The organism is Corynebacterium sp. HS2168-gen11, assembly GCF_024834075.1.
In the GTDB taxonomy this organism is placed as follows: Bacteria; Actinomycetota; Actinomycetes; order Mycobacteriales; family Mycobacteriaceae; genus Corynebacterium.
Genome location: NZ_JANUXR010000005.1, coordinates 33,609 through 56,882 on the forward strand (window position 1 = coordinate 33,609; position 23,274 = coordinate 56,882).

Annotated in this window: 21 protein-coding genes and 1 pseudogene; 3 read left to right on the top strand and 19 right to left on the bottom strand. The window is 50.8% G+C overall.

The genetic code is table 11. The features are described 5' to 3' along the window. Positions 1–156: 156 nt before the first annotated feature. The 19 genes and pseudogenes from NXS99_RS04735 to rpsH form a co-directional block, all read right to left on the bottom strand. Positions 157–2,556: a DUF6541 family protein gene (locus NXS99_RS04735; RefSeq protein WP_259287516.1), complete on the bottom strand. Its 2,400-nt coding sequence runs from the start codon at positions 2,554–2,556 to the stop codon at positions 157–159. A gap of 155 nt (positions 2,557–2,711) precedes the next feature. Then, positions 2,712–3,602, bottom strand: a pseudogene (gene truA, locus NXS99_RS04740) (tRNA pseudouridine(38-40) synthase TruA); the annotation flags it as partial. A 445-nt stretch (positions 3,603–4,047) separates the two neighbouring features. Beyond that, a complete protein-coding gene (gene rplQ, locus NXS99_RS04745; RefSeq protein WP_259287517.1) occupies positions 4,048–4,482 on the bottom strand; it encodes a 50S ribosomal protein L17 in 435 nt (144 codons plus the stop codon). 78 nt (positions 4,483–4,560) lie between these two features. Beyond that, the gene (locus NXS99_RS04750) at positions 4,561–5,577 is read right to left on the bottom strand and encodes a DNA-directed RNA polymerase subunit alpha (RefSeq protein ID WP_259287518.1); all 1,017 of its coding nucleotides are present in this window, start codon (positions 5,575–5,577) and stop codon (positions 4,561–4,563) included. Between the two features lie 127 nt (positions 5,578–5,704). Then, positions 5,705–6,310: a 30S ribosomal protein S4 gene (gene rpsD, locus NXS99_RS04755; protein WP_259287519.1), complete on the bottom strand. Its 606-nt coding sequence runs from the start codon at positions 6,308–6,310 to the stop codon at positions 5,705–5,707. Positions 6,311–6,333: 23 nt separating this feature from the next. Then, complete coding sequence (gene rpsK / locus NXS99_RS04760; RefSeq protein WP_259287520.1) at positions 6,334–6,738, bottom strand: 30S ribosomal protein S11; 405 nt, start codon at positions 6,736–6,738, stop codon at positions 6,334–6,336. A 3-nt stretch (positions 6,739–6,741) separates the two neighbouring features. After that, complete coding sequence (gene rpsM, locus NXS99_RS04765; RefSeq protein WP_259287521.1) at positions 6,742–7,110, bottom strand: 30S ribosomal protein S13; 369 nt, start codon at positions 7,108–7,110, stop codon at positions 6,742–6,744. Between the two features lie 213 nt (positions 7,111–7,323). Next, positions 7,324–7,545, bottom strand: a complete 222-nt coding sequence (infA, locus tag NXS99_RS04770) for a translation initiation factor IF-1 (RefSeq protein ID WP_005519800.1) — start codon at positions 7,543–7,545, stop codon at positions 7,324–7,326. Between the two features lie 558 nt (positions 7,546–8,103). After that, positions 8,104–8,856, bottom strand: coding sequence for a L,D-transpeptidase (locus NXS99_RS04775; RefSeq protein WP_259287522.1), 753 nt, complete (start codon positions 8,854–8,856; stop codon positions 8,104–8,106). Positions 8,857–9,051: 195 nt separating this feature from the next. Continuing rightward, the gene (gene map / locus NXS99_RS04780; protein ID WP_259287523.1) at positions 9,052–9,849 is read right to left on the bottom strand and encodes a type I methionyl aminopeptidase; all 798 of its coding nucleotides are present in this window, start codon (positions 9,847–9,849) and stop codon (positions 9,052–9,054) included. A 245-nt stretch (positions 9,850–10,094) separates the two neighbouring features. After that, positions 10,095–10,640, bottom strand: coding sequence for an adenylate kinase (locus tag NXS99_RS04785; RefSeq protein ID WP_259287524.1), 546 nt, complete (start codon positions 10,638–10,640; stop codon positions 10,095–10,097). Beyond that, on the bottom strand, positions 10,640–11,959 hold the full coding sequence (secY, locus tag NXS99_RS04790; RefSeq protein ID WP_259287525.1) for a preprotein translocase subunit SecY: 1,320 nt from the start codon (positions 11,957–11,959) through the stop codon (positions 10,640–10,642). Before secY ends, NXS99_RS04785 begins: the two co-directional genes overlap by 1 nt. A 458-nt stretch (positions 11,960–12,417) precedes the next feature. Next, positions 12,418–13,152, bottom strand: coding sequence for a formate/nitrite transporter family protein (locus NXS99_RS04795; RefSeq protein ID WP_259287633.1), 735 nt, complete (start codon positions 13,150–13,152; stop codon positions 12,418–12,420). Positions 13,153–13,730: 578 nt separating this feature from the next. Then, positions 13,731–14,177, bottom strand: coding sequence for a 50S ribosomal protein L15 (gene rplO, locus NXS99_RS04800; protein WP_259287526.1), 447 nt, complete (start codon positions 14,175–14,177; stop codon positions 13,731–13,733). Positions 14,178–14,180: 3 nt separating this feature from the next. Beyond that, the gene (rpmD, locus tag NXS99_RS04805) at positions 14,181–14,366 is read right to left on the bottom strand and encodes a 50S ribosomal protein L30 (RefSeq protein ID WP_259287527.1); all 186 of its coding nucleotides are present in this window, start codon (positions 14,364–14,366) and stop codon (positions 14,181–14,183) included. 3 nt (positions 14,367–14,369) lie between these two features. Next, entirely contained in the window at positions 14,370–14,990 is a 621-nt protein-coding gene (gene rpsE, locus NXS99_RS04810; protein WP_259287528.1) for a 30S ribosomal protein S5, read from the bottom strand. A 37-nt stretch (positions 14,991–15,027) separates the two neighbouring features. Further along, a complete protein-coding gene (gene rplR, locus NXS99_RS04815; RefSeq protein WP_259287529.1) occupies positions 15,028–15,435 on the bottom strand; it encodes a 50S ribosomal protein L18 in 408 nt (135 codons plus the stop codon). Between the two features lie 2 nt (positions 15,436–15,437). Further along, positions 15,438–15,974 carry a 50S ribosomal protein L6 gene (rplF, locus tag NXS99_RS04820; protein WP_259287530.1) on the bottom strand — a complete coding sequence of 179 codons (537 nt, stop codon included), beginning with the start codon at positions 15,972–15,974 and terminating at the stop codon, positions 15,438–15,440. Positions 15,975–15,989: 15 nt separating this feature from the next. After that, entirely contained in the window at positions 15,990–16,388 is a 399-nt protein-coding gene (rpsH, locus tag NXS99_RS04825; protein ID WP_259287531.1) for a 30S ribosomal protein S8, read from the bottom strand. A 773-nt stretch (positions 16,389–17,161) separates the two neighbouring features. Here rpsH and NXS99_RS04830 point away from each other — a divergent pair. The 3 genes from NXS99_RS04830 to NXS99_RS04840 all read left to right on the top strand — a co-directional run bounded on the left by NXS99_RS04830 (position 17,162) and on the right by NXS99_RS04840 (position 23,233). Continuing rightward, complete coding sequence (locus NXS99_RS04830; RefSeq protein ID WP_259287532.1) at positions 17,162–19,465, top strand: HtaA domain-containing protein; 2,304 nt, start codon at positions 17,162–17,164, stop codon at positions 19,463–19,465. 207 nt (positions 19,466–19,672) lie between these two features. Then, the gene (locus tag NXS99_RS04835; RefSeq protein ID WP_259287533.1) at positions 19,673–21,934 is read left to right on the top strand and encodes an HtaA domain-containing protein; all 2,262 of its coding nucleotides are present in this window, start codon (positions 19,673–19,675) and stop codon (positions 21,932–21,934) included. Between the two features lie 153 nt (positions 21,935–22,087). Next, a complete protein-coding gene (locus NXS99_RS04840) occupies positions 22,088–23,233 on the top strand; it encodes a hypothetical protein (RefSeq protein WP_259287534.1) in 1,146 nt (381 codons plus the stop codon). Positions 23,234–23,274: the final 41 nt, after the last annotated feature.

Consider the following 23,274-nt stretch of genomic DNA (forward strand, 5'->3'; position numbering starts at 1 on the left):
AGCATCTGTGAGCTGCAAGCACTGCGCGTTTATTATTCACGTGCTTGGTACTCTAATACATTTTCTCCACACTGTCGCCTGAACTTGCATTAATGCAGTTCAAACCATATTTTTAGCCACCACGCACAAGGAAACTCTACGAAACAAAAGTGGCATTTACAATCGCGCTTGACCGCGTTCTTGACGCCCCACGAGCCTGTCATAGTGCCGCCACTGTTCGGCAATCGTATGTTGGTCGTCTCGCAACGTTTCATCGGTATCGGCATCAACCTGACTTGGTTTCAACGCCCGATGATAGTATGGCTGCTTTGCCTCGGCAGTACCTGGCTTTGCTGCACCAACGTCGCCTTTTGTCACAACCGTAGCCAACGGCTCTGGTGATTGTGCTCGCATACGGGTTAATTCCGCATCCGTAAATTTCGCATTCACCGCAAAAATTCGCACATCTTTGTCTTGGTAGACCAAGGTTAATCCAGGTGCTCGATAAATGCGACGCGAAATATTATGCTGCTGGAAATGCCAGAATGTTGGCGGCGACAGGAAGATATACGTCAGTCCGAGTGCTTCAACTGCCTTGTCGACGTCGTTTTGCTGGTGTGAATCCCCATGATTACCGGCACCAATGAGTTCTGGATAATGATAAATCTTCACGCTTGGCATCTCTGGATCGGTATGCGGCAACAGATAATGCCGAGAAACGGAAGGAAGCCCATTATAGGCATACATCCAACCGTGCCCATCAGAGTATTCACCGAGGATTTTACCTTCATAGGCATGCGGTTGCTTTGCCAACCATTCAAAAGCTGCCAGATCTTCTTTGGTCACAGTGCGTTGCTTATAAATACTTCCCACCGCAAATTCGGTACCCTCTGCAATAGTTTTTTCTGCCGCAGGCACCGCCACCGTACTCATTGCACCAACACTGCCGATCACCACTGCCCCAGCAACACCTCGAAGCAACGGTTTTTTCCACCAGAAGAATCCTGTCACCACTTGCAACATCAACGCAAGACCAATACCAGCAAACGCAAGCTCCATCATGACCACTGGAATAACCAGCCGGTGCGCCGACGAGTAGTGCAAGCCACCAATGATACTGAAAACTTTCCCAGCAACACTGCCATACGGAGAAAGCTGGTGTACTGCGAGGAAACTGCTAAACAAAAAGTAGAAAACAAACCAGATACGGCGTCGCAAAGCTACTGCACCAACAATGCCAATCACACCAAGCACGATCAACCACCACCAGTTTTGCTCGCTAAATTGATCAGTGTGACGGGTTCCCATAAATAAAATAGCGCGCCAGGCGTCACTATGCGTCATTTCATCAGGTGCGAGATACTCAGCAACTTCCTCATTTTGTTTCAACCCTGCGAGCAACTGCGGCAACAGCATTGCAGTAGCTGCGATGACAGGAACAACAAGTACTGCAACGTCATACAGGCGTGAGGTTCCACCGTGCAAAACACGCTGAAACTTATCACGCACTCGCGAAAGGGCAGTATTCGTCGGTGCCGGTGCATCATCGGTATGTGCAGCGAGATCGCGGTTCTCAGCACCTGCAAGAAGCCTGTGGAATAACCACCAAAAACCAACGATGCACACAATCACAGTAACCGGTGCCGGATGAATTGCCGTAATACCTGCAAAACCAAAGGCAGTGGCAAAGATTGCTTGTGGAGAATCCACCACTTTTATATACAGTGCTGCAACCATGCCGGTCATTGCGATACCGGCAGAATATGGCCACATGCCTACATATGTTGGAATCCAATACAACACTGGCACCACGAACACCAGCGACGCCGCAATACCTGCGCCAAGTTGGGTGGTGAAACTTCGGTTGCCAATAATGATCCACACCAGCAACGCGACAGAAATCGGCATACACACTGCTGGCACAATCATATTCAAGAGATTCACCATCGCAATCGGGTGAATCTCTAAGATGTCCGAAAGCAGAGCTCCCATGGCATGCCAGGCGATCGGATAAAAACTTGGGTAATGGCCGTCAATATTTAACAGCTCCCCCATCCGGGTTGGATCGGCTACTTGGGTTTCGCGAATAAAACGCAGAGCACTTGCATGCCAGTGCACGTCCCAGCCTTGCACGATCGAACCAAACCCACGATCAAGTTCGCCATAAATTTCAATGCAGCGATTAATTATCAGCCAGCTGCCAGCAGTTGCACCAATTGCCGGAAGCAGCCACCGTCCGCGTGCTAAATCAGTTGCACTTGTGAGAACGCGCTGGCGCAAACTTGGCATTTCAGTGTGCCGGACGTGCTGGATCAGCACTGCTCCTGCCCGCCACAAAATTGCAAGCAGCAGGAAGAAGATGTACATCACGGCTACACCTTGGACATTAAATGGCTGATCGATTTTGCTTAAGAGCCAACCGGCAATCGCGACAAACCCTGCAGTGGTGGGAATAGCCGACGCGACTGCCCACGGCAAGCGCACACCGCTGATCCAGTTCACGCATGCGCCTGGAAGCACAAGCAGCGCAAGAATGGTCACGATGGTCATAGTGACATCTGCTGGCTGAAGGTTCACGTTTTATCCCCTGTTGTTACGAGTGCGCCTAATAACTTGAACGTGGGTGTATCTCCCACTTATCGATCCTGAACTGAATCAGGCTCAACGAATGCATCTTCAGTTGGTGTGCGCTCAGTTGGTGTGCGCTCAGTTGGCATGACTTCAGTAGCGCTGCTGGTATCTTCACAATCACGCCGTGCTCTGGTCATATCTGCACGTGCTGCAAGTAAGTGATCGTCAGGATAATCAACTTGCACCAGCGACAAACCGTTGGCAGGTGCGACTGGTACCCGCGAGCTACGCGAGGTCTCATGCAATAACGATGCGACAAAATCTGGCTGACGCTTATTTTCACCAACAACCAAACAACAACCAACTAAGGAACGCACCATTGACCAGCAAAAAGCATCGGCGACTACATGTGCTTCATAGGTCTGTGGTTCTGCTACCGTAGAAACGTCACGCCACTGAAATATTTGCAGATCTCGAATGGTGGTCGCGTTTTCACGGAACTTACAAAATGCCGCAAAGTCATTCAACCCGATGAGCTGATCAGCCGCATTTTGCATCATCGACAGCGAGATCTGTTTAGGCCAGTGGGCGGTATCAGTCGCACGGGTTGGCAAGGCACCACGTGAGTGCGTGGTCAGCCGGTAGATGTAGTGGCGTCGTAAAGCAGAAAATCGCGCATCAAAACCTGGTGGCGCAAAACTCACGTTATGCACGCGCACATCAGTTGGCAGCAGCCGTGCCAGCCGACGCACAAGGTTTTCTGGTGTGCCATCAATGCTTCGAGTGGCAAGCGCTGCTCGCGGAATATCCATATGGGCAACTTGGCCGGTAGCGTGCACGCCTGCATCCGTACGCCCTGCCACAGTTAGCGCTACTGGACAACGCAAAATCAAGGCCAGAGCATTTTCTAAGACCTTCTGGACAGTGCGCAGATCAGAATCTCCTTGACGCGCCCATCCGTGGAACGCAGTACCGTCGTAGGCAAGGTCGAGGCGAATGCGCACCAATTCCGAAGCGGCAGGATCATGAGGGTTTATAAAAGAAGCAGTCATATTATCGCCTAGCTTAGCTAATTTCTGTTTCGATGCTCGAATCGCGACGGCCGAATCGCGAAAAACCTTTGATGTGCCGAGAAACTTCCAAGCTAGCACCACGCTGTTCCCGACTATTGTGCTAGGCAGTGAGAAGCTCGACCGTTACGTTGGATCGTTTCATATAGATGCGTAAGCCATGCTTCATGCTGGGTGAAGGCTCAGAGACGTTAGCTTGCCGACGCCGCGTTGCCACCTGGTGGACGTTACCGCTTTGCCGTCTGGTTGGTGCTCTCGCGTTGCCTTGCCGACAGCGCTGTACCGACGCCGTGTTCCCCACGCCGCGACCTCGCCCGCGCTTGCAACCGCCGTGCTGCCGCGTCACAACCTGTACTTAAGGTACCGCTCAACGCGCAGAAAACCCTGCTCCACACAATGGTGGAACAGGGCTCACAGCGTGAAAGAATTAGTTCTCTTCAGCAGTTTCTTCAGCAACCTTAGAAGCAGCTGCACGAGTTGCGCGGCTAGCTTCTGCGGAAACGGTCTCTTCAAGAACCAAGGAAATCTGGCTCATTGGAGCGTTGTCGCCCTTACGGTTCTCGAGCTTGATGATGCGGGTGTAGCCACCTGCACGGTTCTCGAACTTAGGTGCGAGGTTGTCGAAAAGGTGTGCAACTACTTCCTTGTTAGGAACCAGCTTGAGCACGTTACGACGGTCGGCAACAGAGCCGCCCTTCGCCTTGGTGATGAGCTTTTCGACGTATGGACGCAGCAGCTTAGCCTTTGCGTCAGTGGTCTTGATAGCGCCGTGTTCAATCAGCTGTGCAGCGAGGTTCGACAGAATATGCTTCTGGTGGCTCGCGGAACCGCCGAGACGGGCGCCTTTCTTTGGGGTAGGCATTTATGTACTCCTCATGTACAAGTGTTTATTGAGCGCGTTCAGGGCAGTAACACTTACCAACCCTGAGCTGAGAGCGTTTTACTCGGAATCTTCCTGGTCTAAATCAACATAGTCGCCGGTTTCAGCGTCATAGCCTTCCAACTGGGTTGGATCGAAATCTTCAGGAGCATCCTTCAAAGTCAAGCCCAAGCCAGCAAGCTTAATCTTGACTTCGTTGATGGACTTCTGTCCGAAGTTACGAATATCCAGCAAATCAGACTCAGTGCATTCTGCCAGTTCACCAACGGTATGAATCTCTTGACGCTTCAGGCAGTTGTAGGAACGTACCGAGAAGCGAAGATCCTCAATTGGCATACCATAAGCAGCAATGTACTCAGATTCTTGCGGAGATGGCCCAATTTCAATACCCTCAGCAGCCACGTTGAGCTCACGAGCAAGCCCGAAGAGTTCAACAAGTGTCTTGCCTGCAGAAGCCAGTGCGTCACGTGGAGCCATGGAGTTCTTGGTCTCTACATCGATGATGAGCTTGTCAAAGTCGGTGCGCTGCTCAACACGAGTAGCTTCCACCTTGTAGCTCACCTTCAATACTGGAGAGTAGATCTGATCAACCGGGATGCGACCGATCTCAGTGGTACCGGAGAACATCGTTGCTGGAACGTAGCCACGGCCACGCTCAACAACCATTTCCATCTCCAAGCGGCCTTGCTCATTCAAGGTAGCGATGTGCAGATCCGGGTTATGGATCTCCACACCAGCTGGTGGCTCGATGCTGCCAGCAGTGACAACACCTGGGCCTTCGGCGCGAATGTACATCACAACTGGTTCGTCAGAATCAGATGAGATAACCAAACCCTTGATGTTCAGCAAGATGTCAGAAACATCTTCTTTCACACCGGAAATGGTGGTGAACTCGTGGAGAACACCGTCAATTTTAACGCTGGTCACTGCAGCACCTGGAATGGATGACAGCAGGGTACGACGCAGCGAGTTTCCGAGGGTATAACCGAAACCTGGCTCTAATGGCTCGATGATGAACCGTGAGCGAGCATTGTCGATAACTTCCTCTTTGAGGGCTGGGCGCTGAGAAATGAGCATTGAACTCTCCTAGTTATGACGACCACTATTTGACGTCTGCGAGGGCGGAAAGGATAAAAATTGAAACTTGAAAGATTCCTGTATCTTGTGCACCCATGTACCAAACATGCGTGCAAGAGAACAGAAATTACTTCGAGTAAAGCTCGACGATAAGCTGTTCTTGCAGCGGAACGTCGATCTGAGCGCGCTCGGGCAGCTGGTGCACGAGGATGCGCAGGTTAGCAGGAACAACCTGGAGCCATGCAGGTACGACTGCATCACCGAGGTTGTCTTGAGCCTCTTCGAACCACACCATCTTCTGTGACTTATCACGAACGTCGATGATGTCGTACTGGGAGACACGGTAAGAAGGAACGTTAACCTTCTTGCCGTTCACAAGGAAGTGGCCGTGTGATACAAGCTGGCGTGCTTGACGACGCGTACGTGCCAAACCTGCACGGTACACAACATTGTCAAGGCGTGCTTCCAGCAGAATAACCAAGTTCTCACCGGTTTTACCTGGAAGACGGTTTGCTTCAGCATAGTAGCGACGGAACTGCTTCTCAAGAACGCCGTAGGTGTACTTTGCCTTCTGCTTTTCTTGCAGCTGGAGCAAGTACTCGGATTCCTTGATGCGGTTGCGGCCGGCCTGTCCTGGAGGATATGGACGGCGCTCGAATGCTCGGTCTCCGCCGACAAGGTCGACGCGGAGACGGCGGGACTTACGGGTTACTGGGCCGGTATAACGTGCCATAGTAAGTTACCTGTTTCCTTTCTTTAAACGCGACGACGCTTTGGTGGGCGGCAGCCGTTGAATGGCTGTGGAGTGACGTCTGAGATCGCAGTAACCTCAAGGCCTGCAGCCTGGAGAGAACGGATTGCGGTCTCGCGACCAGAACCTGGTCCCTTGACGAATACTTCAACCTTCTTCATGCCATGATCCATTGCCTTGCGTGCAGCGTTTTCAGCAGCAAGCTGTGCAGCGAATGGAGTGGACTTACGGGAACCCTTGAAACCGACGTGGCCGGAGGATGCCCAAGAAATAACAGCACCGGAAGGATCCGTGATGGAAACGATGGTGTTGTTGAAGGTGGACTTGATATATGCGTGGCCTGCAGCCACGTTCTTCTTGACAACGCGACGTCCAGTGCGGCGTGCGTTAGCGCGTGCTTTTGGAGGCATGAATTACTTCTTCTTTCCGGCGATGGTCTTCTTAGGACCCTTACGCGTACGAGCGTTGGTCTTGGTGCGCTGGCCACGAACAGGCAGGCCACGACGGTGGCGCAAACCTTGGTAGCAGCCGATTTCGATCTTGCGACGAATGTCAGCTTGAACCTGACGGCGGAGGTCACCCTCTACCTTCCAAGTTGCTTCGATAACATCACGAAGAGAAGCAATTTGCTCATCAGTGAGGTTGTCGGTACGCAGGTCAGGAGAGATGCCGGTCTCCTCGAGCAGCTGAGCAGCACGGGCTGGGCCGATGCCATAAATATAGGTAAGTGCTACCTCCATACGCTTATTGCGTGGGAGGTCAACACCAGCGAGACGTGCCATAATGGCTTACCTTTCCGGTTGTTACGGTGGTTTTCTCCATGCTCGTCCTCGCCAATTATCGCTTTTGCCCGGATCGGTGCCGGGTCGATGGGATTCGTTACACGAGGCTCCAGCCACCGCGGCCGGAGGTGTGGGTGATATTGCACAAGCAGGTGAGAGAAACCTCTACCCTGCTCATTCACGCAATATCAGTGAAGCATGAAGGCTTATAGTTTATTTGTAGCGGTAAACAATGCGCCCACGGGTCAAGTCGTATGGAGACAACTCCACTACAACTCGATCCTCTGGAAGAATACGGATGTAATGTTGGCGCATCTTGCCACTGATGTGCGCAAGTACTTTGTGTCCGTTGTCCAGCTCGACGCGGAACATTGCGTTTGGTAGCGGTTCGACAATGCGACCCTCAACCTCAATAGCGCCTTCCTTTTTAGCCATATCCTCTGCATTTCCCCAGCTTAAAGCCAGTTCTTTCGTTTACTACTAAGACAGTGCAGACAATCGAGTCTGGCACCGTTTTTCCATCTTACACCTTTTTTCGAAAATTACCTAACGAAGTACAAGATTTTCAAACCTGTGTGATCGACACGCCGTTAATCTTTCGCTCTGTTCCCCACAAACACTTCCACCGGTTCCTTATCACCAACCAAAGTCTCCGATCCACTCGTGTTCGATCTCCCCACTCGAACAATCACCCAACTCATCGCTCTTCACAGCATCACGCCACAGCGTCACGCCACAGCCTCACCAACTCATCGCCCTCCACAGCGTTACTCCATAGCATCACCCCACCTCGCACCATATAAAGAAATCTCTCTACCGAACAAACATCCAACAACATAGATAGCAGTGTTACTCAGCAACACCGCGAGATCTTCCCACTTCACTTCATCGCTGCCAAGAAATGAACAAAGCGGCAGCCACTGCTGACTACCGCTTTGCTAAGATTTTTGAGCGCATGAGCATCTCAATACTCATCACTCATGTATAGGTCGTTTAGTAGACGTATACAGTGTCGCCTACCTTGAGATTATTCCAGTAGAAAACTGCATCGTCGTGCTTGAGGTGAATACAACCATGTGACCAAAGATTAATATCGCCTTCATGGAACGCAACGCCAGTGTTCGTGAAGTACACAGAGTATGGCATCGGCGCATTGTTGAAGATGTAGGAGACTTCATCCTTCACCTTGCGCTGCACCTTAAAGGTACCTTTTGGAGTCTCCCAACCTGGTGCGCCAGAGGACATCGCAATCTCGCGCATATCTTTCACTACGCCGTTTTCTTGCAGCCAGGTACGCTGTCCGGTCAGATCGATGCAGGCACGCGCATGCTTTGGGCAAGAACCGTAGTTAAACGATGCCTTGCGGGCACGCTCTGCTTCTTCTTCAACACGCCTCTTGGCTTCTTCGGCGCGCATCTTGGCTTCTTCAGCACGCTTTTGTGCTTCCGCATCTTTTTGGGCAATTAAGCCTGGGAAGATGCCGTTGAAAATATTATCAATGGCATTTTTGATAACTTGTCCTGGAACACCTGGCATCAAGGCATCAATTGTATGGAATAGGCTCGTACGGCTCTCCCATGCCTGATCTTGTGCGCCAGTGAACACGCTACTGAGTGCAGTTGAAGATTGCGCCTGTGCTTCTGGCATAGCTACCGTTAGCGAGCAAGCTGCAACAATCGAACCAGCGATCGCAGCAACACGACGCTTTGTTGAATGATTGCGTGTTGGACGTTTGTTCATATTCATAATTCTTACTATAACCGTTCTTATTCACAAATTGGGAGTTGGTTTACCCCATTACAGTTTCTGAGTCAATCAATAAGCATGTTCAATTGCTCACATCAAGAAAGACTACCTGCCACTTCTTAACTCTTTCACCGTTTACCATTGAGTATTATGCCCTGCAAAGGACATTAACACACGGGGGTGATATATCAACTATTATTCATAACGCGGAGTTAAAATTCGTGGTCCTCCACTCGTCGCCGCCACGGTATGCTCCCAATGCGCTGCCCATGAACCATCAGCGCTGACAACCGTCCAGTCGTCGTCAAGCACGAATGAATCGACAGATCCTAGCGTCAGCATTGGTTCAATAGCCAGCACTGAACCTTCTTGAATCTCTGGACCACGTCCGGCCTTACCTTCGTTTGGCAGCCACGGATCTTCATGCATCGTGTGTCCGATGCCGTGTCCACCATAGCCATCAACAATACCCAGCTTCACGCCCCACTTTTGTTCTGCCTTGCGCGTTGCGACTTCTAGCGCGTTAGACACATCCGTAAGCCGATTTCCAGGCACCATCGCCTTCATACCTTGAGCCAAGACCCACTCGGTCGCTTCATTTAATGCTTGCGCTTTGGCATCCAACTCACCGATACCAAAACTCCACGCGGAATCGCCAACCCAACCATCAAGCGTTGCACCGCAGTCGATCGACACCAGATCGCCTTCTTTGAGCACGGCTTTTGCGTTCGGAATGCCATGGACGATCTCATCGTTGACCGAAGAACAAATCGATGCAGGGAATCCTTGATACCCCTTAAACGTTGGAATCGCGCCATTGGCACGAATCACTTCTTCTGCCACCTCGTCGAGCTCGAGAGTCGAAACACCTGCTTTCGCCGCAGCCTTCACCGCTTGCAGTGCCTTGCCGACGATCTCACCTGCAGCCTGCATGGCATCGAGCTCGCTAGGTGTTTTTGCTGGAATTACTTTACGACGCTTGCGAAAGCCCATAGTAGAACCTTTTTCTTTTCAAAAACTTGCGTGTGAATTCACTATTCACAGTATCGGTGTAGATCTTACACCTTCAGTGTTCCATCACTGATGCACTGGATACTGATACCCATTGCAACCTTGTTTCCCGCCTGCCAACGCACCTGCACACGATGCTCGTTATATACAGCGAGATATCAATGTTCTCACGACCAATACACCAAAACGCCAGTGAACGTCATCCACTGGCGTTTAAGCTGAAATAATTACTTCTGTAACGCGTCCATTGTTGCAGCGTTGATTTCTTCCACACTGCCTTCAGCCACGATCGTGATGAGCTGATCTGCATAGTGAGTAATCAGTGGTGAAGTCTCATCGCGATACACTGCAAGGCGGGTACGGATTGTCTCTTCATTGTCATCAGCACGACCGCGTGCCAACATGCGCTCGACAACTACATCTTCAGATACACGGAATTCAACGACGGCGTCGAGTTTGGCGCCTGCCTTGGTGAGCATAGCGTCGAGAAGTTCGGCTTGTTCAACCGTGCGTGGGAAACCATCCAACAGGAAACCTTCTGCTGCATCGGCTTCTGCCAAACGCGCTTCGACCATGCGTGCCGTAACGTCGGTTGGTACGAGCTTACCGGCGTCAATGTACTCCTTGGCTTCAAGTCCAAGAGGGGTGCCTTCGCCAATATTTGCACGGAAGAGATCACCAGTTGAGATATGAGGAATGCTCAATTTTTCAGACAAGATGGCAGCCTGGGTGCCTTTGCCAGCGCCTGGAGCGCCGAGGAGTACGATACGCATTATTTCAAAAGTCCTTCGTAGTTACTTTGCAAGAGCTGAGATTCAATTTGCTTCACTGTGGTCAGTGCGACCGACACCATAATCAGAATAGCAGTGCCACCGAATGGAGTGGAGCCAGATGAAGCATTCACGCCGAAATCAAGCATAATATTTGGCAGAACTGCAATCAGTCCGAGGTACAAAGAGCCAACAAACAGCAAGCGGTTCATCACGTATCCGAGGTAATCTGCAGTTGGCTTACCTGGACGGATACCAGGAATGAAGCCACCATATTTCTTCATATTCTCGGCTTGCTCATGTGGATCGTATTGCACCGAAACATAGAAGTACGAGAAGAAGATAATGAGGGCAAAGTACAAAATGATATATTGCCAAGACGATGGCGTTTGCAGATACTGAATAACATTTCGCTGCCACCAGGTATCAGCAACTTCTTGTGATCCAGAATTCACAATCTGGGTGATCAAAATAGGCATGTAGATCAGCGAAGACGCAAAGATGACCGGAATCACGCCGCCCTGATTCACCTTAAGCGGCAAATAGGTAGACGAACCACCATACTGACGACGACCCACCATACGCTTTGCATACTGCACTGGGATACGCCGCTGTCCTTGCTCAACAAAGACCACGCCAACAACCAAGATAATGACTGCGATCAGCACCAGGGTGAAGATCAAGCCACCAGAGCCTGCCAGAATACCTGCACCATCAGCAGGAATACGAGTGGCGATACCAGCGAAAATCAACAAGGACATACCGTTGCCAACACCACGCTCTGTGATGAGCTCACCGATCCACATGACCAAGATGGCGCCGGCAGACATCACCAGTACCAGCAAGACCAGATCAAAAACGGAGCGGCCTTCCTTTAATACTCGTGTGCCTTGACCAAGCAGCTGCTCACGGTCAGCAAGTGCGACGATGCCCGAGGACTGCAACAGTGCAAGTCCTAAGGTGAGGTAGCGAGTGTACTGATCCATTTTCGCCTGGCCGGACTGGCCTTCTTTCTTCAACTCCTCGAATCGTGGAATCACCACGGTTAAGAGTTGAACGATAATCGATGCAGTAATGTACGGCATCACACCGATTGCGAAAATAGACAGCTGGAGCAACGCACCACCTGAAAATAGGTTAATGAGTGAGTAAACACTCGAAGAGTCTGCGGTAAGTTCACGCAGACGGCCGGATATGGATGCATAATCCACACCAGGCGCCGGAATCTGGGCACCAACGCGATACAAAATAATCAGCGCAATTGAGATAATGATCTTTTTGCGCAGATCTGCATCTTTGAATGCCTGAAGAATAGCGGACACTAAAGCCTCCCAGGGTACAACATTACTTTGCCGGCGAATCGGCGAAAGAGGTGTTAGTTACCTTGTGCTCGTGTTTGCCTCACAGGAAAATTCGGTAGTGAGAAAACTTTGACAATGACTGACTAAATAACTCTACCACCCCAAAAATAATCAAGCACACTATGTCCCCTCATGGGTGGATACAATTTGGTTTATCTTCCCTGCTTATGACAAGGTTTTCTTATTATTCTCAGCTTACCCCTATGAAATTGCCATAACCTTGTGCGCGTGCACAGGCGTCGTCAAGCAATTACAGTCGAGTTACATACACATGCACGATTGCATACCACCACTGTTGCATTCGCATTGGCACATCACATCACCAGCGACAACAATGGCCCTACATAGAACAGGCGTTCTACATGGGGCCATACGGAAATAAGAAGATCTTTTCAGCGGTAGAAGATCAAAGACGTGCACTAGTCGCGGTAGGCTTCATTTCCTTTGTTCAACCAGCCATAGACTGCGCCCATAAGCAAGCCGCCACCAACAAAATTACCCAGCCATGCGAATAACCAGTTGTGCAGTACATGCGCGACATCAAAATGTTCTGGATATGGATGCGCAGCAAAGCCGACGATATTTACCAAGGAGAAGTTCGCAATCACGTGCTCTGTTGCCAGTCCCACGAACATGCCGATAATCACTACCAGGGTGAAGAACTTTGCGGTGGCATCTTTGAGCAACAGTACGGCGATAATTGCCATATTGACCACGAAATTGGCGATAATTGCTTCTACGAAAATACCGCTCGAAGGTTTGACCATTTTCGCGTGCAAAATTACGGATGCTAAGTGATCCGCATCCATGTGTCCGAAAATATAGGCTTGTCCCAAGGCTGCACCGGCAAGTGCGGCGCCGACAAGGTTGCCAATGGTGCACAGCACTAACAACTTGGCACCATTTGCCACATTAATATTCTTCCGAACCAGCCCGAAGCCGACATACATCATATTGGAGGTTGTCAGTTCCGCGTTCAGGAAAATAATTGATGCCAAACCTACGAAGAAGAACATCGCGAACACTGGAAGCCCCAGCCCAGGAAAGAGCTGCTCGACACGATCACCCATCACTGCAGAAAACGCGGTACCAAGAGTGAGATAGGCACCTGCCAAAATGGTACGCACGAAATAACGCGGCAGGTCGGTGTTCATCAGGACCAGTTTTTTGTTCACTGAATAATCAATAGTGTCGTTCAAGCTCACGGTCGTTCGTTCCTTACTATGCGGCAAAGGTCTGATGTCTCTTTAGCTTATCGCTAAACACAACGAAATGTGAATTATCTTGCTCCACTACCACAGGTGCCCATCAAGACCCGGATGTAACGCTTTTTAGCATGTCAGAGCGAGTTTTCTGCCCCACACTTCCGGTGCCGACGTAAAGAAACGTGAAAATACTCACCTTCGGAATGTGTACGCTTTTGGGCGTCATACATTATCAACTCGCTTATCGACGCAACCATCGGTCATCGTTTCCTGAACGGCAAGATTTTTTCGAGCACACATTGCAACGAACCATCGAGCAGCTAACAGAACTGACTATTACAAGTCTTTCATGTGCTGTGTGTGCGTGATCAACCGACCGGACCGACGCTACAGTAGGTAGTCACAGCCGGTCGAACTTCTGAAAGTTTGTGCTATAACAAAAGCCTCGTACATATCTTTGACAGATACATACGAGGCTGATTGCTCAAGGCTAAGCGAGCTTAGCGTTGAAATTGATGAAGCATCAATTATGCGTGTGTAACGGTGCCGCCAGCTGCTTCGATCTTCTCGACTGCAGACTTGGAGAACTTCTCAGCGGTGACGTTGAGCTTGACAGTCAATTCACCTTCGCCGAGAACCTTGACAGGCTGCTTTGCACGCACGAGGCCTGCTGCAACGATGTCAGCAACGGTAACGTCGCCACCGTTAGGGAATGCTTGCTGAAGGTCTGCAACGTTCACAACTTGGTAGTAAACCTTGTTGTTGTTCTTGAAGCCCTTGAGCTTTGGCAGACGCATGTGCAGTGGCATTTGGCCACCTTCGAATGCAGCAGAAACCTGCTTGCGTGCCTTGGTACCCTTGGTACCGCGACCAGCAGTCTTACCCTTGGAAGCCTCACCGCGACCAACGCGGGTCTTTGCTTTGTTTGCACCCTTTGCTGGGCGCAGATCGTGGAGCTTAATTACATCGCTCATTTTTTACTCCCCTGCCACTTCTTCGACAGTAACCATGTGACGCACAACCTGAATCATGCCTCGCACAGCCGCATTGTCTTCGCGGACGACGGAGTGGCCGATGCGCTTAAGTCCAAGAGCGGCAATGTTCTTGCGCTGCTTAGGGTTAGCACCAACCAGTCCCTTATTCTGGGTGATCTTGAGGGCCATTGTTTAAGCCTCCTGTCCTGCGCGGATGCGCAGCATACGAGCTGGAGCAACCTCTTCGAGGGTCTTGCCACGACGGGCTGCTACCTCTTCAGGGCGAACCAGTTGCTTCAAGCCATCAACGGTAGCGTGAACCACGTTGATTGCATTGTCGGAGCCGAGGGACTTGCACAGGATGTCCTGAACGCCAGCACATTCAAGCACTGGACGTGCTGCACCACCGGCGATAACACCGGTACCAGCGGCAGCTGGACGCATCATAACGACGCCTGCTGCTGCTTCACCCTGAACTGGGTGAGTAATGGTGCCGCCAACCATTGGAACGCGGAAGAAGTTCTTACGTGCTTCTTCTGCACCCTTTTGGATAGCTGCCGGAACTTCCTTGGCCTTACCATAACCAACGCCAACCAAGCCCTTACCGTCACCAACGATAACCAAAGCGGTGAAGCTGAAGCGACGACCACCCTTGACCACCTTGGAAACGCGGTTAATGGTTACGACACGCTCGATGTACTGTGAGCGCTCGTCCTGCTGCTGGTTACGACGATCGTCGCGGCGTCCACCGCGGCGCTCGTTCTTATTCTCATCGGCGGAGCGTCCGCCGTCACGCCGTTCACGTCCGGACATTAGGCGTTCCTTCCGTTGTTGTTAATAGAGATGATCATTAGAATTCCAGACCACCTTCACGAGCTGCGTCGGCCAGTGCAGCAACACGGCCGTGGTACTTATAACCGGCACGGTCGAATACGACCTTGGTGATGCCAGCTGCCTTGGCGCGCTCAGCGATGAGCAGGCCAACCTTGGCACCCTTTGCCTTCTTGTCGCCTTCTACTGCGCGCACATCTGCTTCCATAGAGGAAGCAGCGACCAAGGTGTGTCCAGCGAGGTCGTCGATAACCTGGACGTGCATGTGGCGTGCGGTGCGATGTACGACAAGACGTGGAGCCTCTGGGGTGCCACGCAGGGTCTTGCGGATACGGAAGTGACGACGCGCGCGTGCGACACGACGACGGGTGGAGATGTCCTTGCCCACCGGCGTACGCTTGCCGTTGTTGTTCTCGTTGTTGCTCATGCTTACTTACCCGTCTTTCCGACCTTGCGACGGATCTGCTCGCCTTCGTAACGAATACCCTTGCCCTTGTAAGGATCGTCCTTACGGAGCTTACGGATGATGGCGGCGATCTGTCCGACCTTCTGCTTGTCGATACCGGAGACAGACAACTTGGTGTTGCCATCAACGGCGAAAGTGATACCCTCAGGTGCTTCGATCAGCACTGGGTGAGAGTAGCCAAGAGCGAACTCGAGGTCCTTGCCCTTGAGCTGTACACGGTAACCAACACCGAAGATCTCCATCTTGATGGTATAACCTTCGGTTACACCAACAACAAGGTTGTTGACCAAGGAGCGGGACAGGCCGTGCAGAGAACGGTTCTTACGGTTGTCATCCGGACGGGTGACAACGATCTGGCCGTCTTCAACAGCAACAACGATTGGCTCAGCTACGGTGTGAGACAAGGTACCCTTTGGGCCCTTAACCTCAACGAACTGGCCATCGATTTTTACCTCAACGTTTGCAGGAATAGCGATAGGTGCTTTACCAACACGTGACATATTTTCGCTCCTCCCTTACCAGACGTAGGCGAGAACTTCTCCGCCTACACCCTTCTCGTGTGCCTGGCGATCGGTCAGCAAGCCGTGGGAGGTGGAGATGATAGCCACACCCAGGCCGCCGAGTACCTTCGGCAGGTTGTTGGACTTTGCGTACACACGAAGACCTGGCTTGGACACGCGACGAACGCCAGAAATGGAACGCTCACGTGCAGGGCCGTACTTCAGTTCGAGGGTCAAGGTCTTACCAACCTTGGCATCCTCAACGGTGTAGTTAGCAATATAGCCTTCAGACTTCAAGATCTCAGCGATATTAGCCTTGAGCTTAGAAGAAGGCATGGACACGGTGTCATGGTGTGCGTGGTTTGCGTTACGCACGCGAGACAGCATGTCTGCGATTGGATCGGTCATGGTCATAAAATGTGACCTTACGCCTTTCTCGTTGCGGTTCCTCCCACCTCACAAGCGTCACCGCATACTATCGGCCACTTTTCGCTCCCACAGCTCAATAGCTGGGGCGCTCGCTGCCACATTCACGCGGTCGCACAAGGCGGGGGGCCTACAACAATGTAGGTTTTCAAATGTCTTAAAATCGGTCCTTGTAGCGTTACTGAAAAGCGCACAAAGGTCCGAGGGGAAACTCTACCTGCTCAAAAACTTTTCCGCAACTGATCTTTCTAGGAAATTTTCCTTTATCATTTTTGCACCACATCGTTGCTTCTCGACGCCACCACAATCCTTCGAATTTCACTTCAAAGAAACATCGACGAACCACCACATCAGCGTCGTCAAGCTCGATGCTTACAATCGTGTTCCTTATATATACAGTATCCCTCGCGGTCGCACGTTCCATTCCGCCACTCTTGACAGTTATTTTCATGTAGATTCGCGACTGAAGCGTGAGCCGACAGTCACTACGCCACGCTTCCGGAGTGCCTAGAACTCATTACAATCAGCGTTTCAGTACAGGTACAAGGCTGTTTTGCCACGAATCTTCGATCCATACCGCACGCCACTACCCCCAAATGTTTGTGATCATTACGGTTATCAAAACCAAAGTTAGCCAAACCTACATTTGTTCAAGTATAGTGCTGACTGATGTTGTCTATCGTCAGCCCGTTGGCAGTCACGAACACAACACAATTCAAACGCTTGTAGCGACACTTGTTTACCACCTAAGGGAGCTTTTCGTGGCACTACCAAAACTGTATCGCAGGATTATCGCAACTTCAGTCGCCTGTGCTTTGTTACCACTTCACCCAATTGCTTCGGCGACGGAAACCGGCATGCCAGGAGAATTGCTTTGGGGTATCCGTCCAAGTTTCAACAGTTACACCAATGGCCCTACCTTTATTAAGGACGGTGCAAGCCAAAAGGGTCAAGACTTCGCATTCCCAATCTCCTCATATTCCTACGACGCTGCGTCTGAACACACCGAAGCACAGTTCAGCGGTGCAATCGTCTACCGCAAGTACTGCAGTGGTGGCGATGGTACCGATTTGTCGGTGAACTGCGATTTGGATTTGACCATCGCGAATCCAAAGGTTGTGCTGGATCCAAACGGTTCCTATCTGGAAGCCACAGTTTCCTCCAAGCAGTATCAAACGAATGAAACTTTCGCGCCTGCTGCGCCTGTGAAAATTGCGAAGCTCTTTACTGCGTCGGCAAACTTTTCCAAGACCGACACTGCCGTGAACTGGGCGAATATTCCAACTACATTGGATCCCGCAGGTGTCAAGGTATTTTCCGAGTTTTACGAACCTGGCAGTGGCCTCGGCGCTGTAACCTTCAGCGCAACTGGTGAAGGTAATCGTCTCTCCAGCGATAAGGCAGTATTAACAGCGGTTGATGGCACATGGGTTTCTCAAGGAAAGAGCTATGACTCAAGCCGTCGTGAATTATTTGCAGTAGGCCAAAAGGCGCTGGTTGCAGAAAATGGCACTGGTCTTGTGTTGGTTGATAAAGAGCTCAACACTGTCGCTAAGATTGACTTCCCGCTGACTAACTTAGGTGTTGCTGATTATGATGCAGCCAACCAGTACTTCTACTACACCGAGGTCGGCCCGGGCGGTCACTCCTCTTATAACACCGAGATCAAGCGTGTCAAGGTTCATGCGGATTCTTTCGGTACACCAGAAACTGTTGGTACCGTAGCAGATCCAGTTGTTGCACTTGGTGTACACGACACCACTGGTAAGATCATTGCAATTACGGTCAAGGACGTTACTGATTATAATGTCCCAGCTAATGATCGCACCGCTCATCTGTATACCATCGAAAATGGTGCACTCTCTGCGCCAATGGAATTGCCAAACTCTGAAACTGTCTTTGGTAAGCCAGTCGTTGAAGGTGGTACCGCGTATGGCACGTTGTTCCCTTCATATGATCGCCACGCGAAACTGCTGAGCATGAATGATGGCACTTTCGTGTTCTTCCCGTTCATGGAAGCAGAACTTGAAGGCGAGTCAGGCGCTAACGATAAGAATGGTCTTTTAAGTATTGACCTTACTGCCAGCGGAAATGACGTCGTCAAGCTTCTCGACGGCACCCGCACTCCTGGTCAGCCTTTTGCGCTCGAAGGCATTGCAACAGATGGCAACACGATCATTCGTTGGGACAAGAATGACGCGGAGGAATATGCTCGCGTGCAGCGCCTCGACTATGCCAACCGTGCAGTAACTGCTGGGGAAATTAAGCATCCAACGTTGCCTGGTTGGGCTGGTGTGAACTGGGATCAAGAAGGCAATCCATTTGCGCTGATCGGCACCAATTCTAAGCTCGTGTGGTTTGATACTGAAACGTTTGCACCTGTAGTTGAAGATGGTTCTACGAAAGAAATCGTAGTGCCTAATGGCGGCGAGACGTTCGTGATCTATCAGGGTAATCCACTGCGCTTACGCGATGGTTCTTTGTTCGTACCAACGCGCAATCGTGGCAACGATGATAGCTACGAGCTCAAGTTGTTTAAGAATCCGACTGCTCCGGTTCTTCCAGACAACACAAACGATACGAATGAGGATCGTCTGAAAGAAGCTCATAAAGAACAGACACGTCGTACGTTCAATGAGAAGAAAGCTGCACTTGAAGCTGCTCGCGCAGAACTTGCTGCTGCAGGCGATGACGAAGCTGCCAAGAAAGCGGCAAGTGAGAAAGTTGCTGCAGCGCTGACGGCTTATCGCACGGCAGCTGAGGACTACTATGTTTTGTTCCCAGGTAAGGAAAATGATCCGAACCTTAAGGATGAGACTCCAACTGAGACCACCCCTGAAACCACTAAACCTCAGCCAACTGAGACCGCCAAGCCGCAGCCACCTGCAACGCAGCCAGCAGATGCGGGTTCCTCTGCTGCTGATTTGGAACTCTATGGCATGAAGGCTCTCTGGAGCTACATTAGTGCGGTTGTTGGCACTCTTGTGACCGTACTTGTGCTCGTCACGAGCGCGTTCCTGCACCCAGAAATGCAAAAGAATCTCCGTAACTGGGTTCGTCGCTAAGGACTCCACCACAGTCAATATCGCATGTATTACAAAGGGCAGCATCGTCATTCATCTAGGGTGCTTGCGCGCAAGGCGAGCAGCCAGCAGCTGTTTACCAGAGACTGCCCTTTGTAAAACACTGAACGATGCGCATCACAACGTATCTCACTTATCTGATCACACTCTTGCACTTTTATAATTGCTTTTGAGAGGACACTCTTTTTCATGGCACGTTATTCACGTCTCGGCTTATTCGTAGCAGCTGCCACTGCTTGTTCCTTACTGCCAGTACACGCACCTGCATTCGCAGCTGAAAGCGAACTCGGTGGCCTTCACTGGGGTATTCGCTCTAGCTTCAACAACTACACCAGTGGTGCCACGTTTGTTGATGAAGGCGCCACCGATGAAAATGGCGAATTCGTATTTCCACTTCAGTCTTATACCTTCGATGCTGCCACCGAGCACGCCGAAGCAGTGTTTAGTGGTCGCGTGCAGTACCGCAAGTACTGCGCTGGTAAGAAAGAAAACGAGAAAAACCTCGCAATTTCTTGCGATCTTGACTTAGTCTTTAAGAACCCGAAGATCGTGATTGATCCAGCTGGCTCTTATTTGGAAGCAACTGTGAGCTCCAAGCAGTATCCAGACGGTGGCGTCTTCGCTCCATCTGCTCCTGTGAAAATTGCAACGCTTTCTACCGCAGGTGGCACCTTCAAAAAGGCTGATGGCCGTGTGAACTGGAGTGGCGTTCCAACCCAGCTCACCGAGGAAGCTGTCAAGATGTTCTCTGGCTTCTACGAAGCAGGCGAGGGCTTGGATCCTTTGAGTTTCACCGCTCAAGGTGATGGCAAGAAGCTGTCTACCGATTCTGTAAGCCTGAAAACCGTGAAAGAAGCTTGGCGTTCACCTGCAAGCTACGACGAATACCACGATCTGCACGCTGTTCGCGACAAGGCACTGGTAGCAGTTTCAGGACATGGTCTCTACTTAATTGATACAAATCTTAAGGAAGTAGCCAAGACAGAATTCCCAATGAGCCTGAATGGCATTGGCGATTACGACGCCCAAAACGGCTATTACTACTACACTGAATCACCAGACGTGACTAACCGCCTGAGCAATACCATTAAGCGTGTTCGAGTCACCCCAACGAGTTTAGGTGAACCAGAAACCGTTGGTACCGTGCCAGGTAATGTCTATGCACTTGGCGTCCATGATAAGACCGGCAAGATTATTGCCATCTCTGCCGAAAACGTCACCCTTGCAGCAGATATTTCCAATGTGAAGGCATATCTCACCACGATCGACGGTTCAACGGTTGGTACCCCACTCGAACTCGTCAAATCTTCTGACCTTTGGGGCTCCACCCTAACCTATGACAACCTGTACGCACCTAACTATTTCCCAGCGCCGCTGACGAACAAGTTGCTCTCTATGGATGACGGTACCTTTGCCTACGCTCCAGTAGTAGGACCATATCCAGAAGGTGAGAACACAGCTGTTCGCACTCAGATGCTCTCGATCGATCCTTCCAAGACCACTGCTGCCGAGGCAGTAACCTTGATGGGCAAGCCAAATCACAATCGCGCAGACTTCATGCCAGGTTCTGCAACCAATGGTTCAAAGATTATTCGTTGGAACAAGGCAGTGATCCACCCATCCAATGAAATCCAAAGTCTGGACTATGCCGACCGCGCATTAACTGTTGGTGAACTCATTCATTCCAATTCTTTGCTCGGTGTTGCAGGCGCTGCATGGGATACTGAGGGACGTTTGGTGATCCTCGACGGCAGTAAAGGCAAGCTGGTGTGGGTCGATGCTGATACCTTCGAGCCACTGCTAGAAAATGGCGAGCCAAAGGAATACACCTTGCCAAATGGCCGCGAAACTTTCAACCAGTATCAAGGCAATTTCCTCGCACAGCCAGATGGTTCCTTCTATGTCCCATCACTGAACGAACAAGGTTCCTTCACAGAATCCTACGAGCTGCGTCGTCTCGTTGATCCGACCAAGGCTCCGCTAGAGTCGGAAACTCCAGAAGAAAAGAAGCAGCGCCAAGCAGAAGAAGCACGCCAGCTCTCCAAGCGCATTTACGAAGAATCTTATGCGAATGCCGTAAAGGCGATTGAAGCGTATGCAGAAGCAAAAGCTGCTGGTCAAGATACCGCTGAATTGAAGGCGGCTATGGACAAGGCGGTTTCAACATACCGTGAAGCTGTAAATGCGTTCGAGGTACGTTGGCCAAATGAAACTGTCAAGGAATTGCCAGAAGTTTCCGAAAGCACTCCTTCGACAACGCCAGCGCCTTCTCAGCCTTTGGATCCTACCCAACCTTCGGTTCCATCCCAGCCTTTAGTTCCAGGAAGTTCAAAGTTCCAAGAATCAGAAATTTTCGTTGGCGTGGCAACCGCGTTGATTACCTTGATCCACATCTTAGGTGCGTTCGTTGCACGAAACTTCCAAGCACTTCGCGCAATCTTTAAGTTCTAATTGCGTTTCGTGCTTCATCGAGCGTTCCTTTTGGGGCGAAGGACTACTGCTTCGCCCCAATTACTCAAGGTGTCACTCTACTTGTCGTACCTGAACTTGTCGTACCTGAATTGAGTTTTCGTTTTCCTCCCTATTTCTTTGAAAGGATGCAACATGCGCAAGACCTTCAAAGCTGTCGCTCTGGCAGCGTGCATCACAGTCGCCTCACCACTGGCACTGACGCAAACCCCACTTGCATTTGCACACGACCACCACACTGGTGCTGCTGATACCGCGCACCACGAAACTGTCGACGCAATGCCACACAAGTACTACTACGAGGCAGTTGCTGATAGTGATCAGTACGAGGCTGAGCTCAAGACCTACCTAGCTGTTAGCCAGGTTCGCCACTTGTATCACACAGCGGCATACGACTGGTACTACACCAATATTTACAAGCCTGGCACACCAGAACAAAAGAAAGCTATGAGTGCGGCCAAGACCAATGCTGAAGATTCTTGCTTCGCGGCAAAGGCACGCCTGGGTATCGCAATTTTGAAATACGAAGGTAATGCAGAAGCGCGTGCCTTGGATATTTCTAAGATTGGCTTTGACCTGGCAACCACGGAAAAAGCACTTGAACTTCTGAAAGCCGATGAAAAACTCCAGTATGCAAAGCGCGATGAGTTGCAAAAAGAGGATGCTGATTATAGCCGTCACAACAATCGCGCCAAGATTGTCAGCGATGGTATCTCACGTCTTGAATCAATCATGAAGGCGTGGAAGGACAACGATCCAGTCTATGAAATTGGCGCGACTTCAGTTGTTGACTGGAATATCGACCCACGTTGGGTGCTATGTGAAAAGGGCGAATCCGACGACGATACGTGCAACACGATTAATGAAAACAACACTCCAAAGCACTATGGTGGACATCCATTAAGTGACGTTGCCAAGAAGGTCACAGTCGTCAAAGCTGATCCAACTGCTTCAGTTGAAAGCCTCACTGACGCGATTAGCCAAAATGCTGCCCAGAACGCACAGCTGTTTGCCACTGAGTTTGGTGCTATTCACAACTCAACTCCATCTGACAACGAAAACACCGATGCTGGCACTGGCAACAACACAGATACCACCAACACAAATGCTAACGGTGGATCGAGCAAGGATGATAAGGCATCCAACGCTCATACCATCTTCCGCCTACTCGCAATAGTATTTGGTGCGGTTTTGGGTCTCTTGTCAGTTCTTGGTGTAGCGGCTGAAGGGCTGAAGCACTTCTTGCCTGGTTTAGCTCAAAAGATTCAGTTCCATCTGTAATACACCATTGCGCTGAAGGCCATATTCAACGCATTCACACA